The sequence below is a fragment of the Cryobacterium sp. PH31-L1 genome (assembly GCF_030063145.1).
Lineage (GTDB): Bacteria > Actinomycetota > Actinomycetes > Actinomycetales > Microbacteriaceae > Cryobacterium.
The window spans coordinates 410674-423527 of the sequence record NZ_JASISM010000001.1 but is presented as its reverse complement, the minus strand read 5'-3'; the positions used below and the strand labels follow the sequence as shown (position 1 = coordinate 423527).

18 protein-coding genes, 1 tRNA gene and 1 pseudogene are annotated in these 12854 nt (G+C 59.1%); 10 read left to right on the top strand and 10 right to left on the bottom strand.

Annotation, left to right across the window (positions count from 1 at the left end):
* Window positions 1–88 precede the first annotated feature (88 nt).
* From QMF22_RS02045 to QMF22_RS02035, 3 genes are all read right to left on the bottom strand, one after another.
* A complete protein-coding gene (locus QMF22_RS02045; RefSeq protein ID WP_283449858.1) occupies window positions 89–301 on the bottom strand; it encodes a hypothetical protein in 213 nt (70 codons plus the stop codon).
* A 1-nt stretch (window position 302) separates the two neighbouring features.
* Window positions 303–1202, bottom strand: coding sequence for a hypothetical protein (locus QMF22_RS02040; protein ID WP_283449856.1), 900 nt, complete (start codon window positions 1200–1202; stop codon window positions 303–305).
* A 522-nt stretch (window positions 1203–1724) separates the two neighbouring features.
* Complete coding sequence (locus QMF22_RS02035) at window positions 1725–2288, bottom strand: hypothetical protein (protein WP_283449854.1); 564 nt, start codon at window positions 2286–2288, stop codon at window positions 1725–1727.
* 258 nt (window positions 2289–2546) lie between these two features.
* On the opposite strand from QMF22_RS02035, the gene QMF22_RS02030 reads away from it, so the two are divergent.
* A complete protein-coding gene (locus QMF22_RS02030; protein WP_349357072.1) occupies window positions 2547–2903 on the top strand; it encodes an alpha/beta hydrolase in 357 nt (118 codons plus the stop codon).
* 63 nt (window positions 2904–2966) lie between these two features.
* Here QMF22_RS02030 and QMF22_RS02025 read toward each other — a convergent pair.
* Window positions 2967–3251, bottom strand: a pseudogene (locus tag QMF22_RS02025) (IS701 family transposase); the annotation flags it as partial.
* A gap of 311 nt (window positions 3252–3562) precedes the next feature.
* Here QMF22_RS02025 and QMF22_RS02020 point away from each other — a divergent pair.
* The 7 genes from QMF22_RS02020 (at window position 3563) to QMF22_RS01990 (ending at window position 7297) form a co-directional block, all read left to right on the top strand.
* Window positions 3563–3982 (top strand): hypothetical protein, encoded by a 420-nt coding sequence (locus QMF22_RS02020; protein WP_283449852.1) that lies wholly within the window; start codon window positions 3563–3565, stop codon window positions 3980–3982.
* Window positions 3979–4188, top strand: coding sequence for a helix-turn-helix transcriptional regulator (locus QMF22_RS02015; RefSeq protein ID WP_283449850.1), 210 nt, complete (start codon window positions 3979–3981; stop codon window positions 4186–4188). The genes QMF22_RS02020 and QMF22_RS02015 overlap by 4 nt, the downstream gene beginning before the upstream one ends.
* Window positions 4185–4535 (top strand): SdpI family protein, encoded by a 351-nt coding sequence (locus QMF22_RS02010; RefSeq protein WP_283449848.1) that lies wholly within the window; start codon window positions 4185–4187, stop codon window positions 4533–4535. The genes QMF22_RS02015 and QMF22_RS02010 overlap by 4 nt, the downstream gene beginning before the upstream one ends.
* Window positions 4536–4665: 130 nt before the next feature.
* Window positions 4666–5244, top strand: a complete 579-nt coding sequence (locus tag QMF22_RS02005; RefSeq protein WP_283449845.1) for a sporulation delaying protein family toxin — start codon at window positions 4666–4668, stop codon at window positions 5242–5244.
* Window positions 5245–5254: 10 nt separating this feature from the next.
* On the top strand, window positions 5255–5818 hold the full coding sequence (locus QMF22_RS02000) for an SdpA family antimicrobial peptide system protein (protein WP_283449843.1): 564 nt from the start codon (window positions 5255–5257) through the stop codon (window positions 5816–5818).
* Between the two features lie 29 nt (window positions 5819–5847).
* On the top strand, window positions 5848–6870 hold the full coding sequence (locus QMF22_RS01995) for a sporulation-delaying protein SdpB family protein (RefSeq protein ID WP_283449841.1): 1023 nt from the start codon (window positions 5848–5850) through the stop codon (window positions 6868–6870).
* A complete protein-coding gene (locus QMF22_RS01990; RefSeq protein WP_283449839.1) occupies window positions 6848–7297 on the top strand; it encodes a TetR family transcriptional regulator C-terminal domain-containing protein in 450 nt (149 codons plus the stop codon). The genes QMF22_RS01995 and QMF22_RS01990 overlap by 23 nt, the downstream gene beginning before the upstream one ends.
* A gap of 98 nt (window positions 7298–7395) precedes the next feature.
* On the opposite strand, the gene QMF22_RS01985 is transcribed toward QMF22_RS01990, so the two are convergent.
* The 4 genes from QMF22_RS01985 to QMF22_RS01970 form a co-directional block, all read right to left on the bottom strand.
* Window positions 7396–7650: a hypothetical protein gene (locus tag QMF22_RS01985; protein WP_283449838.1), complete on the bottom strand. Its 255-nt coding sequence runs from the start codon at window positions 7648–7650 to the stop codon at window positions 7396–7398.
* 80 nt (window positions 7651–7730) lie between these two features.
* Window positions 7731–8138, bottom strand: coding sequence for a hypothetical protein (locus QMF22_RS01980; protein WP_283449836.1), 408 nt, complete (start codon window positions 8136–8138; stop codon window positions 7731–7733).
* Window positions 8139–8551: 413 nt separating this feature from the next.
* Complete coding sequence (locus tag QMF22_RS01975; protein WP_283449833.1) at window positions 8552–9508, bottom strand: hypothetical protein; 957 nt, start codon at window positions 9506–9508, stop codon at window positions 8552–8554.
* The gene (locus QMF22_RS01970) at window positions 9474–10088 is read right to left on the bottom strand and encodes an RNA polymerase sigma factor (RefSeq protein WP_283449831.1); all 615 of its coding nucleotides are present in this window, start codon (window positions 10086–10088) and stop codon (window positions 9474–9476) included. Before QMF22_RS01970 ends, QMF22_RS01975 begins: the two co-directional genes overlap by 35 nt.
* Before the next feature lie 676 nt (window positions 10089–10764).
* Here QMF22_RS01970 and QMF22_RS01965 point away from each other — a divergent pair.
* Together QMF22_RS01965 and QMF22_RS01960 are read left to right on the top strand one after the other, a co-directional pair.
* Window positions 10765–11319, top strand: coding sequence for an RNA polymerase sigma factor (locus QMF22_RS01965; protein ID WP_283449829.1), 555 nt, complete (start codon window positions 10765–10767; stop codon window positions 11317–11319).
* Entirely contained in the window at window positions 11316–11864 is a 549-nt protein-coding gene (locus QMF22_RS01960) for a hypothetical protein (RefSeq protein WP_283449826.1), read from the top strand. The genes QMF22_RS01965 and QMF22_RS01960 overlap by 4 nt, the downstream gene beginning before the upstream one ends.
* Before the next feature lie 226 nt (window positions 11865–12090).
* Here QMF22_RS01960 and QMF22_RS01955 read toward each other — a convergent pair.
* Window positions 12091–12166: transfer RNA gene (locus QMF22_RS01955), tRNA-Thr, on the bottom strand.
* A gap of 46 nt (window positions 12167–12212) precedes the next feature.
* On the bottom strand, window positions 12213–12851 hold the full coding sequence (locus QMF22_RS01950; RefSeq protein ID WP_283449824.1) for a TetR/AcrR family transcriptional regulator: 639 nt from the start codon (window positions 12849–12851) through the stop codon (window positions 12213–12215).
* Between the last annotated feature and the right edge of the window lie 3 nt (window positions 12852–12854).

Here is a 12854-nt window from a genome sequence, read left to right as displayed (position 1 = left end):
GAAAGCAACTTCCGTACCTGCCCACCCGGTGCAGCGTTACCCCATTATTTAGGGACGAGATTCCATGGCCTTGCCAGGAAGTCGATGCTCAATGGCTTTGCGACATTCGCACGAATAATAAAATACCACTGCCGATCACGAGGGAAGCGATGCCCACAAGTATCGACCCAATGGATATATTTCCTACAAAAGCCACTACCGGTGCCAGGGTGATTAGGATTGATCCAAAAATTGCTAACGCCGGTATCTTGCGCTCGGTTTCCTCATCGACAAGCCCAATAAAGATCATCCAGCGTTTCATCCTAGACGCCAATCCCAAAACCCTTCAATGTGTTCTTCACGATCGAGCCTGCGATGCGCCCAACCGCTCCCAGCGCCGCGCCGAGGAGGCAGCCCCTAAACCCGCCCCAGAAAGTGGAACCGTCCCACATCGAGTTTAGCGCACCCGTAACGCACCCTCCGATGATCACTCCAACGCCAGTGGAAACCCCCGCGAACGCGGCTGCAACCGCAGCTCCAGTAGCAGCACCAGCTGTTATCGAGAGTGCAAGTTGCCACCATTGCGGGTCAGCAACGACGGGGAATGCTGTGGTTGGGTCAAATTTCACGCTCTGAATTAGCACCTGATCTTGAACGGTCAAAGAAGTCTCGACATTCTGACCGTTCGCATCCTTCGCCCAGGGCGCGAGGAACTTTCCCATCGCTATGCCTTCAGCGTCACGGACGGAGACCGAACCATCTGATTCGACATTCACGATCGCATTGGCGGGGAGCGACAACGGGAAACTGTACGTGCTTGCTGCGGCTGAAGATTTGATGGTTATAAGAGTTTGCGTGCCCGTCGAAGTCACATAACTAGTCAGTGAAGCACTCGGTAGGACTGTGCTCGCAATTGGGGCGCCCTGACCGGCGAATAGCACCTCCGGAACGTCACTGGCATCAAGATGCTGCGTCGCCGCTGCCTTGCCTGGCAATCCAATACTCGAACCGGCGTCACCGCCGCTCAGGACTACTTGGCTTGGCTCTGAATTGGAGTTTGCCCGAGGGTCATGACCTTGAGCGCCTGCACTAAGGCTTGGGGGCGCAATAGGCATTTCCGCCGCCGCTGCGATCCCCCCTGTGGTGATGGAAATACTGCCAACGAGCAGTCCCACGATAAACGCTTTTTCCGAGAATCGCATGCCACCGGTATTCTTTTGCATCGAGCTCCAAACGTATTCTTTTTTACTCAAATATTTGCGACATCGGCTACGGCAAACTATTCCGCCAACCATCACTGCCCGCGGCCTCGATAGTCGCAATACAATCTTCTCGTCAAACGACCACGGAGAATTTGAATAAATAGCGGCTGAAAGCGACACCGTCAATGCCGGCGACGGTGGTGGCCGAGCGGGTGGGGTGGTTTCGGAAGAAGGTCGCGCAGCTGAGGCCGGTGTTCGCGCCGAAAGACCCAGCAGACCGGATCACCTATCGGGCCGGTGACCAGGCGCAGTGCGACCGCTGGTTCCCGACGGCGGATATTCCCTTGGGCGGAGGCCGAAGCGGGTCACCGCCGGTGCTGGTGATCGTGGCATCGTATTCACGGTTCATTACCGCGGTAACGTTGCCGTCGCGGACAACGTTAGTGCCGGGAGCTGACCACCCACGATGGGTAGAGGAACTCAGAGAAAGCGGGTGTCTCACTTACCAACCCTCTACGGTAAATTTAGCGCTGACTTATCGGATCACACCCTGACGAACCGCCCTGGGCAGCTATCCAGCTTGCAATTGACGGTACGAGTGAGGGCGGTGTTCCCTGCGCGCACGATGTACAAGCCAAACGCGCTAGTGACCAGCGCCGCCCCGAACCCAGTAACGCCCGAGGTCACCTGCCAATCGATCCCGCTCTGGCTGGCCAGGTAGAATCCGGTGCCCGCGATGATGAGCATGAATCCGCCGAGGTAGTAGTCGATCGTTCGTCCGAAAATTGCGGGCATAGGGAAGAAGTGAAGTCCCACGATGAGCACGACCACCGGAAGTATCCACACGTACTGACCGAAGAGCGCGAGGACAACGACCGAGGTGACGATGAGCGCACCCTGGATGCTGCTGACGATTGTCATGCCCTTGGAAATGCGGGCGTCGTACGCATTTGTCTCGTTCGAAACTCCACCAGCAAACTTGATCAACTTTGCGGCACGCACAGCCAGGAAGACCGACCAGCCAAGTGCCGCCACGAAGAAGAATGCTCCCGGAACTGGCCAGGCAAGAACTGGCCAAATGGCGTACACGGGGGTGAAAACGGCCATGGGAATCAGTCCCGAGGCGATGCCCCTGACGATCGGTCCAACTCGAGCATTGAAATCATCCACCGAAAAATTGCCTCCCCCTAGGTCAGTTGAAATTACCCCGTAGGAGGTGGCGCCCGTAAGCCGGACGATGAGCAAGGCAGTTCGAGGGCGAGAACGGCCGTCGCACCGTGGGTCTCGACATGTGTCAGACGGGAAACCTCTACGGGACGAGACGACTTCCGTTTTCGCAACTTTGGTGGCCCGACCAGTCTCGTTATAGGCAACGCAACGACTCGAGACCAGAGGGACGGAGAGAATATTGCGCCGAGTCTGAGCCTCTGCATTACCCAAAGACGACGGGATAAACAGCGAAACAACGCGACGGTGAGCCCGCTGTATGCCGACCTCTCCGGCCTACCGCCAACTCTTATAGCGACTGCCGACCACGATCTGCTCCGCTCAGAAGGAACAATGTTGGGTACCCGAATACGGGAGTATGGCGTCAACGTTAATCATGTGGAGTATGCCGGAATAGTTCATGGCCTTTTAGGCCTCGGCCATGTGTCACCAACAGCAGAGGCGGGCCAGGATCTATTCGAGCGGTTCTACCGCCTGAGGCGCTACCTCAGCTAACTCAGCGGTCAGTCCCGGGCACAGTCCGCTTTATTACTGGACGGCCCCCATCAAACGTCTAGGTCAACGACCGCAACTGAGGCGGGTGCGAGTGATGAACAGGTGGGCGGCGGTCACGAGGGTGACGTGACGGTTCCAGCCTGCTCCGGTGCGGCCTTCGAAGTGGGCCAGGCCGAGGCCGTGTTTGAGTTCGCGGTAGTCGTGTTCAATTCTCCATCGCATCTTCGCAATCCGCACCAGGGTGGCGATTGGGGTGTTTTCTGGGTAGTCGCGGATCCAGAAGTCGGTGGGCTCGGGCGCGGTAGCTGGCCATTCGGCCAGGACCCATTGTTTGGGCAGTGATCCGTCGTCACGGAGCGGGATGTCGCGGTTGGCGAGCCGGATTCGTAGCACGTGAAGCGAGAGGCCATCGTTGCGGTGATGTGACAGTCTCAGTTACGAAGAATGAGGAATGTGGTTGGTTCGAGATCGACAGTTCGAGGGTGTGGAACCGGAAAACGAGGCGGATGCGCAGTGCCCGGAATAACCGCTCGCAGGTGGGCGCGATCAGAGATCTTGACCATAGCGGTTCAAAGCAGATGCCGTGACTTAACTACTCTTTCCACCGAAGTTGTAAACAAAACTTGACATGCATTCTGCGACGCTCATAGTGTTGGGTCATGCTCAAAAAAGCGATTAGGACCTCAACATGGAGCATCATTTTGATGACTATTCTTGCGGCGACGTTTGGCGGTTACATAGCCGGCTGGCAACTAGCAGGAATAGCGAAAGGGGCGGTTCTGGGACTCGTTATTGGATGTGCCACGGCAATCCATCTCGTATTCCGCACCATCAATCGACGGGCACCCGAGGCACACACTCCAGAATTGGAAGAGGAGTCAGTCGAATACCAACTGCTTCAACGTGCTGGTGCTGGGGCCTTCACTGACACCATTTCGCTTGGAATTCTCGCCTGTATTGTTGCTTTTGCGTCTCCAATCTCCGGCGTCGGTTTGTATGCGCTTCTTGGACTGTTGCTGGCTTCGATTATGAACTTCGGTATACGAGCCACCGTGCTCTGGCGGCGTGGTGGTGCATGAAGAATACTGTTCGTGATGAACGTGAGCGGCATAAGTGGACACAGGCCCACCTTGCGGCCCAGCTACAAGTATCGCGGCAGACCATCATCGCCATCGAGCGTGAGCGGTTCGATCCCTCATTACGTCTTGCCTTCGCTCTCAGCGCCACTCTAGGCGTGGAGATCACCACTCTATTCACACCCGACCTCGAAAGGACTTCACCATGACTGTCTGGATCGCCCTCGCACTCTCTCTTCTCGTGTCCCTTATCACTGTCCTCGCCAGCCGTGGCGTGATACCTAACAATGGCCTCGTTGGGATCCGCACGCCGGCAATCACATATAGCGATAACTCATGGCGCCAAGGCCACGCCGCAGCGACTCCTGTCATCATCGCCACGACCGTCATCGTAGTGTTCGGAGCGATCCTGCTCCTGATCGTTACTCGTGATAGCACGACGGACGCAACTAATTTTGCCGGTCTCGGATTGCTTGCCCTCGAAGTAGTTGGGATTGTTGCCGCTGCCATCCGAGGCAATAAGTACGCATCCCGCGACTTGCAGAACCAACCATAAATGTGGCAGGTTATAAATTGTTTAGGTTATTCGATACCTAAAGTGAATATTTATACCTAGCATAATTGGGGGATTTATCAATAAAAAGTTTATTGGCGCTGCCGTTACGATCGCGCTTAGTGTTGCATCGATGACGTCCATGGGGGCAATCCCGGCGACGGCAGCTGAAAACCCGGCCGCCTCCATCATAAGTAAGAAGCAAACGGCGCTAAAGTACAGCACTACCGACGTAATTAGTTTCTTCGTACTAAGCAGTGGATCCATCTTTAATTCAAATCCGGAGTTAGCGGAAAGGCTCGGTCTTGAGCATCAGGACGTTCCCTCCGAAACTGTCGACGAGTTGGTGGCCCTGTTTGAAGAAATCGACCCGCACTTGACGGCTCGAGTTGTAGAACCGGTTCAGTCGGGCAATCCTCTTCGAGCTCAGGCCGGGATCAAAGCGCTCGGTGAGGACGTCAAGCTCGTCAATACTCGCCTTATGGGCGAACAAGCCGCCAACAGGGTTTCTACTGGTCGTGCATCAGCCAATGGCTGGCTGTGGACGCAGAGTTATGTCGCGACCGTGCAGATCGCCGCTGCCGCCGGTTACGTCCTTGCGCTTGGAGCTGCAGTAGTGGCCGGTGTTTTCGTTCTGCTCTACGAGCCAAACACAGGGGCGACGAAGTTTGACCGTGAACTCGCGGCGCGCGCAATCAGTGGGGCACTCTAAACAAGCTGCAGTGAATACCGCTGCCAAGGGCGGAGCTATAGCGGCAATCGCGACAATCGTCTGCCTGTGCGTACCCCTTGGCGCCGGTGTTTTCGCTGCCATGCCCACGACTGTTCTGAGCGAGGATTGGAAGTCTCGCGCAGAAGTGGGCACAGTCTTCCCAGAATCATGGGAATTCTTCACTCGCGATCCTTCGTCCATCGCATTGGTCGTCTACGACGACACGTCCGCCCGCCGCGGTGAAATACTGGCTGAAGGCACTCTTCCACAGACCAACATTCAAAACGGTCTCGGCCTTTCTCGGAATCAGCGTTCTCAGGACACGGAGAAGGCCATTCTGGCGAGTCGTACGAGCGACTGGGTGGAATGCGGCGGCATGGTCTCCGTGGACTGCCTGAAAGCGGCTGCGCACGAATCTACTCAGGTGGTCACACCATCCAAGGGCTCGCCCAACTTCTGTGGAAGCTACGTAATCGCAGAGCAATCTCCAGTCCCATATGCGTACCGAAACGTAACGAATGAAACAATCCAAGTAACCAAAGCCGCCCACATCGAGATCTCATGCGCACGATAAGCCAGGTCCTCAATAAAATCACGGTGAGTGTGTCCGAATACGCATCTCTGCGGCGTTCGACGCAGGTGGGACGATCTGTGATCGCGGCCGCCCAGCTCTCCATTTTGGCTCTAACCTCCTGGGCTAATTTGACGCCAGAGGTTCTCGGACATAAGCCAGCTCCGGCCTGTATCAGTGTCGTCAAAGCATCGCTCTTCTGCGTCGACACGAGTGACGACAAAGTAATCTCAAGATTCATCGCGGCAGGGATACTCATACTTGTGATCATTGGTTTCCTTCCAGCTGTCACGGCTGTGCTTCATGCTTGGGTCGCGTTCTCCTTATCCACGAGCATCGGACTACCAGACGGCGGCGACTCTGCTGCAGCTGTGGTCACGATCATCATTATTTTCATCACCGCACGCGATACACGCCTCTTCGCGTGGGGACGGTCCGATCCGATATGGTCATCATCCGTGACTGACGGGATTGCGTGGGGCGCATGGTGGATCCTTCGTCTGCAGATGGCTTTCATCTACATTGAGAGTGGGCTCTCCAAATTCGGGACGGCCGAGTGGATGAACGGCAGCGCAATGCACTACGTCGTCCGGGATCCATCGTTCGGCGCTAGCGGTCCCGCAGGGTTACTAGCGCGGGGGATCACGAATACGGCTGTCGGTACGGCAGCTGTCACGTGGGGAACGATCGTTCTCGAGGTGGCCGTCGGCGTATTGATTCTGGCGGGGCCACGGGCTCGGAGATGGGCGCTCAGTTTGGTAATCGCTCTTCACCTGGGAATAATCATTGTGATCGGCTTGTGGTCTTTCGCCGGAATTATGATGGGGGCCGTCATCATTGCGGCTACGCCGAGGCAGCATCTGCTAATTGCCCCGGACACAGGGGCTGCATTTGGCCCCGAAGTGTCTGAAAAAGGAGTGGAGTCAAGTATCGGGTCACCCACGAGCGAAAATCACGAACCCAATCTCGGAGCCAATCAGAGCCCGACAGCAACCCAAATTCCGCATAAAGATCAACGATCTATGATCATCTGTGTGGCTTCAAAATCACAATAAGGAGGAACTGCTTCAGGCGGCACTGGAGCGTGCGCAGTCGACAGTCACCGGTGCCGTCTCAGCAGAACCCGCGAAGCCGACGCTGGAGCTCTGGCTGGTCGGGTTGATCATGGCTACCCTTCCGGTCGATGAGGAGCGTCGCGCCGCCGTAATCATCGGTGTCGCGTTCGCAGACCAGGCGCCATTCGATGAGAAGATCGCCGCGGCGATCCGCTCAGGGGATGAAGCGATTCGCAGCAACCTGGTCCGCCTGTTCGCTTGGCGACGCGCTGAAGGAGAACTGAAGGCGCGTTTGGATGACGACTCACTCTCACGAGCGATCTTTGCCTTCAGCGCCGGACTAGCCGGTCAGTTGCTCTACGACCCGCGCCCGATTGCCGAGATTGAGGCGCTCGTCGCCGGAGTTGTCGCATCCGCCCTGGTCTAAGTCACACAGGCTGAGGTACCGCTCGAGCGCAGCACTCGCGTTTGACACTAGCGGGGCCGCCCGCAAGGGGAACCCTCTGCGGGACGACCGGAGGTCCGTCAACGCTTGCCAGCCTCTACGCCGTTCTCGGCGGTAAACGCCGCAATCGCCCGACGATATCGCCCCGATTTGACGAGTCCGACGGTGATCATCCCTCCCGCGACACCGAAGTACACGAACGCTCGCGTCGGCTCCGTTCCCACGACCAATTGGGCGATTGCAAGCAGCGCCCCAACCCCGCCGAATAGCGTCCACGCGATGGCGGACGTGCGGATACGCTCTATTGCCATTCTCTGCTGAATGAGCGAGGACATGGCTGGACTGTACACCGGCCACTTACTTGGTGCGTCGCGAGCCTAGTCCTCTACGTGCAGGTCCGCCTCGAGATCTGTGATCACTCAGATCTCGAGGCGGAGTCGCGCAAAACTTTGAGGGTCCACAGCGCTGTCACACCATTTATCACCCCGAGGAAAATGTAGACGACCGCCCACGTGCTACCAGCGACGATGAGGACGACGCTCAAGGCAATCATGAGTGGCGACAGAACGCACTGAACGATGGCCCCGATACGCTGTCTACGTCGAATTCGGGACGCGCTGACGGACACTCCCGGTGGCCACACTTTGTCGGCCCAAGTCCTCCTCAACGTCCACACCGCAGCGACGGAAAAGAGGATGGTGGCGCCGACCAAAACCAACGCACCAAGAATACTCGCCGCCGAGTTGGCGATCAGAAGGCCCGCGGCACCTGCGATCACGGCGGCGGCAGCCATTCCGAACCAACCGGCAACCTTGGGCGACATGGGCTCAGAGTAACCAGTATCGGATCGAACCGGTAGCGACACCTCCAGTGGGCCTCCCAGCCGAGTCTTATGGGAACGCCCTTCGGGACGGTGACTGCAGCCATGGACTTTAGGCGAGTCGGGCGACTATCAGCACATGCGCCCGTCGCTGAGTACAAGAGCGAAGCTGAGAGCCGTCTGTTTGCAGCGTCTGCAAAACCGGCGAGTAGGACCTCCTCCCTGCCCGTGACAACGATCTGGGGCACCCGCAGAGCGGAAGCTGTGCGAGTTAGATCCATTCCAAATGCAAGGCTCCGACGGCGGTCAACGCTGCCGGGTAGGTGTCGTCGCCAGGGCCGACGGAAGAGGGACCGGGATAGAGTACGTCGGCGGAAGATCAACTGCGGCTGGATTCACCTCCTGACTCGGAGTGATCATGGCGCCGTGTCCACAACGGTCGTCTCAATCGCAGTTAGCGAAATCTCCTCGTTGAGTCCCCACCCGAAGAGTGTGGCACCGCTCATAGCCCGTTCACCTATGACAAGTCCGGTGTCGGGATCGATGATGATTTCTTGGCGTTGCCCTGCTCTGAGCATCTCATTTCGGCCGATCGCGATTCCTGTCACGCCGTCGAGATTCGCGACGTTGTCGGTCGCCGTAACTCCGGGAATACGGGAGAGCGCGTCGAGGAGAGCTGCGCGCTGTGGAGCCGGAACGAGACCGGACCGAAGGATGTCAGTGATGCGCACGAAGTTGTCCTCGTCCCGGGATGCCGATCCCCCGCTGTACTGGGCGTTGATCCACTCATACGCTGCGATGCCATCGAGGGGGATGTCCGCGTAGTCGACGTTCACCCACGAAGACTCGGGGCCGTAAAATCGTCCGTCGACTTCTCGGGTTGTCTCGATCGAATCGCCGGTGAGCACGCCGGGCATGTTGCCCCAATCGCGGTAGAGCACCCATTCCGCGTCAAGATCGGCGGGCATGTACACGTCCAGGATCTGATCGTTCGGCTCGCATCCGGTGTCATCGCAGACTCCCCAGCGAGCGTGCGTGTGCGAACGAAGGTACTGATCTGAGCCAGCCACAAGGTTTGCATATTGGATGGTCTGGGTGGCCGCAGAGCGCAGCACGTCACTCGCGTAGGCCGTCTGTGCGTTCAGAGTGATGTTGCCCGCCACAAGGACGCCCGTCATTGCAGCGGCCACCCCGGCAGCAGCCCAGCTGAGCCGCGGCAGCCAGAGCCGCTTCTTATGACGCTGCGCTCCCGCATGAGTCGCGTCGCCATCCGCGATGCGGCCGAGAAGCGCTGCCCGCCCCGCGGTCAATACTGTCGGGCTCGGTTCGCGCGAGTCGTCACGCGTGTTGCGGAGCAGTGTCAGTTCGTCCATGGTCCGTCTCCTGTTCGAGGGTTTCGATGCCTGCGGCGCGGCGCAGTTGGCGCCGTGCCCGATTCAGTCGTGAGCGCACTGTTCCGACCGGTACTTCCATCGCTGTGGCGATCGCGGCGTAGTCGAGGTTGCCCCACGCGTAGAGCAGTAGCGTGTCGCGATCGATCTCCGACAGTCGCCGCAACGCCTTCGCCAACCGCTGGGTGAGGCGGTGAGCGTCAATACGTGCGCCGGCCAGGTCGATGAGGTCGGGGACGATCTGCGCCGCGAGATCTGCTGTCATCCCCTTCCACGCCGTCGCCTCCAAGCGGACATGCTTCCGCATCAGTCGCGTGGCAATACCCAGCAACCACGGGCGCGCATCGACCACTGTCAAGTCGTAGGCCGACCTCCGCTCGAATGCCACCAGGAACGTCTCCGACATCACATCGTCCGCAGCGTGGTCGCCCAGCCGCTGTGCGGCATACCGGAAAACTGATGGCGCGTGACGGTCGTACAACGTCGCGAACACGGCCGGGTCACGCGCCGACCGTTCTATTACGTCGTTATCAGGGCTCATATCCGTATTGCTCGATTCCATTGATCGGGTTCACACCAATCTTGCTGGGTCCGAGTGTCGACGAGCGGAGGTGTTCTCCCGCGACCTCGTCCAAGCATCGATGAACTCGATGCTGTCCCATTGGAGGTACTGCACCCCTCGGCTCATGGGCGCGCACAACCGCAGGCCCAATTGAACCCACAGAACGTGGACAATGGTCCGCCGGCCGACTGGAGGTGCCTGCGGATCTTCCCGAGTGTCCCACGGGTTTTGAGAAACTCAGGTTCCAAGACAGTTCTTCTCCTTGGGCGATGCGATCTGATAGCACCGCTCAACCCCGACGTTCGGTGCCCGCAAGCCGGAAGGTGACCGGGACACCCGAACGATAACGGAGCGCCGAAGACGTTCCGAATGGTCTCGGGAGCGCCCGATTCCCGTATGCCCCGCCCGAGAAAATGCCCGGTGAAGGGGTGACAAACGGAACATCAAATCAGGCGTCGACCACACTCAAACCGATGGAACCGGGGCCATCCGTCTCCGCCCCACGAGCGGTGCGCGACCGGAGCTGTGGAATCGATCGCGATGCTTTGGTGAGGGTAATCCCGCGCCTAGGCACTCGTGCAACCGCGGCAGAGAGGCGCCGCGTGTAACACTCTGGCTGCGGCCGGACATTATTAGGTATGACCGACTTTGAGGCGGACGCCAGCGACTCAGACCTGTGGTTGCAGGTGCGCACGGCAACGGTCAATCGTTCGGGGTGCTCTTCGACCGGCACCACGACCGGGTCTTCCGCTACAGCTTCAGGCTGGTCCGCTCCCACGTCGAAGCCGAAGACGTCACTGCGATGGTCTTCCTCGAAGCCTGGCGACGACGGGCGCGCGTTCGTCTCGTCAACGGCTCCATCATCGCCTGGCTGCTGGCCACTGCAACCAACGTCGCTCGCAATCGACTTTGCCCCGCCCTGCGCTACCAGCGGATGCTCAACAAGATTCCCCGACCGGAACCCGCCCCTGACCACAGCACGACCGTTCTCGACGAACTCGCCGCGGCACCCGCTCGGCGAACAGTCCAGGATGCCTTCCGCGGATTGAATCACCACGACCAGAAGATCCTCTCACTCTGTGTTCTCGAAGAGCTCTCGGCACCGGACGTCGGCGAGATCCTCGGCATCGCACCCGGCGCAGTGCGAGCACGCCTGCTGCGCGCCAAACAGCGCGTCAGCCACACCCCTAACATCGATTCCTTGACACTTCATTCAGGAAAGACACTATGAATACGAACGATGATAGCCGCCCAGTTTTCAACGAAGCGCGCAGCGCCGCGATGCGCGCGATGCTGGTCGACGTTGCAGAAATCGGCACCACCCAGAATCGTCGATTCCGAGTGGCTCCACGAACCTGGACCGTCGTGCCGGCCGCCCTCCTCGTGGTCGGCCTCTCAGCTGGCATGTTTTTCGCCACCCAACCGGTGACCGATGATTACTCAGTCGCCTGCTTTGCCCGGGCTGAGTTGGACTGGCGCGGAGCCTTCCCCGGCACGACCGGCGGGTCCCTCATCGGCACAACCGATGGCACAGATGCAGGATCCGCCCCCATCACGGACGCCATCGCATTCTGTTCCGACCTATGGGCCCAGCACGCACTCGATGCCACCTCCCCCAACGGAACACTCCCCGGCCCCGGATACGACGATCGCACCTTCTCCCACCCCGTCCCCAGCCCCCTGACCGAGTGCGTCATGAAAAACGGCGCAGCGGCCGTCATCCCTGGCGGCCCCGACGTGCGCAGCCGACTAGGCCTCGCCTCAAAATCCGTATAGGTCTCCGCGGACAGTCCACGCAGAGCGTTGAATCCCGAGATCGTGCCCGTCTTACTCAGCGGCCAACTTCTATCTCTTCGACAGCGCGTCGCCGTTCGACCCATTCCGACGACACGCAAAATGTGAATCGCACCTAAGCCTGGGCAAATTGTGGGCAAATCCGGCAAATTCGGAGAAACATACCGCTGAGCCGGTTTCAGAAACCCCATCTGACCAGCATATTTAGTGGAGCCGCCTGTCAGAATCGAACTGACGACCTTCTCATTACGAGTGAGATGCTCTACCAACTGAGCTAAGGCGGCGATACCAGAACGCCCCATAGGGCACTCGGTGACACAGCAGCCAAGCCTAGTCGTTTCTGCGAGTGATTCTGTACACCTCAGCGAAGGAGGCATCCACGCGCTCCGAGAGAGGGCTCCCACCGTCCCCCTCGGCCCAGCACCGCCAGGCATGGCGGATGGCGGCCACGGCCACCAGAGTGAATAGCAGGGCGCGCTGGTTCAGCTCGGCCGTGTCGTGACCGGGAGCGTGGGCATCCGCTCTGAAACGTTGCTCGATGATCTGCTGCAACTGGTCCTCGAAGTCGCGCAGGGTGGCCATGCGCATGCCGAACAGGTAGGCATTCTCCTTCATGACCGTGCGTCGCAGCTGGTGGATCTCGCGGTCGGCCTCTGTGCGCTGCAGGCTTTTGGAGAGCAGCACGGCCAGATCGGCCAGCACGTCACTGTCGGGGCCGCCAGCGATAAACGCCTCGATGTCATCAGCGGATGCCAGTCCCGGCGCGTCTCCGATCAGGGCGGCGTCTTTGGAGGAGAAATAGTTGAAGAAGGTGCGCGGCGACACGTTGGCGACGCGGCTGATGTCTTCGACGGTGACGTGGTCGATGCCGCGCTCGCGGGACAGGGTCAGCACGGCGTGCTGGATGGCCCGCCGGGTGGCGAGGCGCTTGCGCTCGCGCAGTCCGGGCAGTTCAGTATCAATCGACATGCC

What these genes read in the sequence shown, in the direction of transcription:
- QMF22_RS02045 (WP_283449858.1), bottom strand. Translation starts at nt 301, where the DNA reads ATGAAACGCTGGATGATCTTTATTGGGCTTGTCGATGAGGAAACCGAG.
- QMF22_RS01980 (WP_283449836.1), bottom strand. Translation starts at nt 8,138, where the DNA reads ATGTCGCCCAAGGTTGCCGGTTGGTTCGGAATGGCTGCCGCCGCCGTG.
- QMF22_RS02035 (WP_283449854.1), bottom strand. Translation starts at nt 2,288, where the DNA reads ATGGCCGTTTTCACCCCCGTGTACGCCATTTGGCCAGTTCTTGCCTGG.
- QMF22_RS01970 (WP_283449831.1), bottom strand. Translation starts at nt 10,088, where the DNA reads ATGGAATCGAGCAATACGGATATGAGCCCTGATAACGACGTAATAGAA.
- QMF22_RS01960 (WP_283449826.1), top strand. Translation starts at nt 11,316, where the DNA reads ATGAATACGAACGATGATAGCCGCCCAGTTTTCAACGAAGCGCGCAGC.
- QMF22_RS02005 (WP_283449845.1), top strand. Translation starts at nt 4,666, where the DNA reads ATGACGTCCATGGGGGCAATCCCGGCGACGGCAGCTGAAAACCCGGCC.
- QMF22_RS02020 (WP_283449852.1), top strand. Translation starts at nt 3,563, where the DNA reads ATGCTCAAAAAAGCGATTAGGACCTCAACATGGAGCATCATTTTGATG.
- QMF22_RS02040 (WP_283449856.1), bottom strand. Translation starts at nt 1,202, where the DNA reads ATGCAAAAGAATACCGGTGGCATGCGATTCTCGGAAAAAGCGTTTATC.
- QMF22_RS01950 (WP_283449824.1), bottom strand. Translation starts at nt 12,851, where the DNA reads ATGTCGATTGATACTGAACTGCCCGGACTGCGCGAGCGCAAGCGCCTC.
- QMF22_RS02015 (WP_283449850.1), top strand. Translation starts at nt 3,979, where the DNA reads ATGAAGAATACTGTTCGTGATGAACGTGAGCGGCATAAGTGGACACAG.
- QMF22_RS02010 (WP_283449848.1), top strand. Translation starts at nt 4,185, where the DNA reads ATGACTGTCTGGATCGCCCTCGCACTCTCTCTTCTCGTGTCCCTTATC.
- QMF22_RS01985 (WP_283449838.1), bottom strand. Translation starts at nt 7,650, where the DNA reads ATGTCCTCGCTCATTCAGCAGAGAATGGCAATAGAGCGTATCCGCACG.
- QMF22_RS01975 (WP_283449833.1), bottom strand. Translation starts at nt 9,508, where the DNA reads ATGGACGAACTGACACTGCTCCGCAACACGCGTGACGACTCGCGCGAA.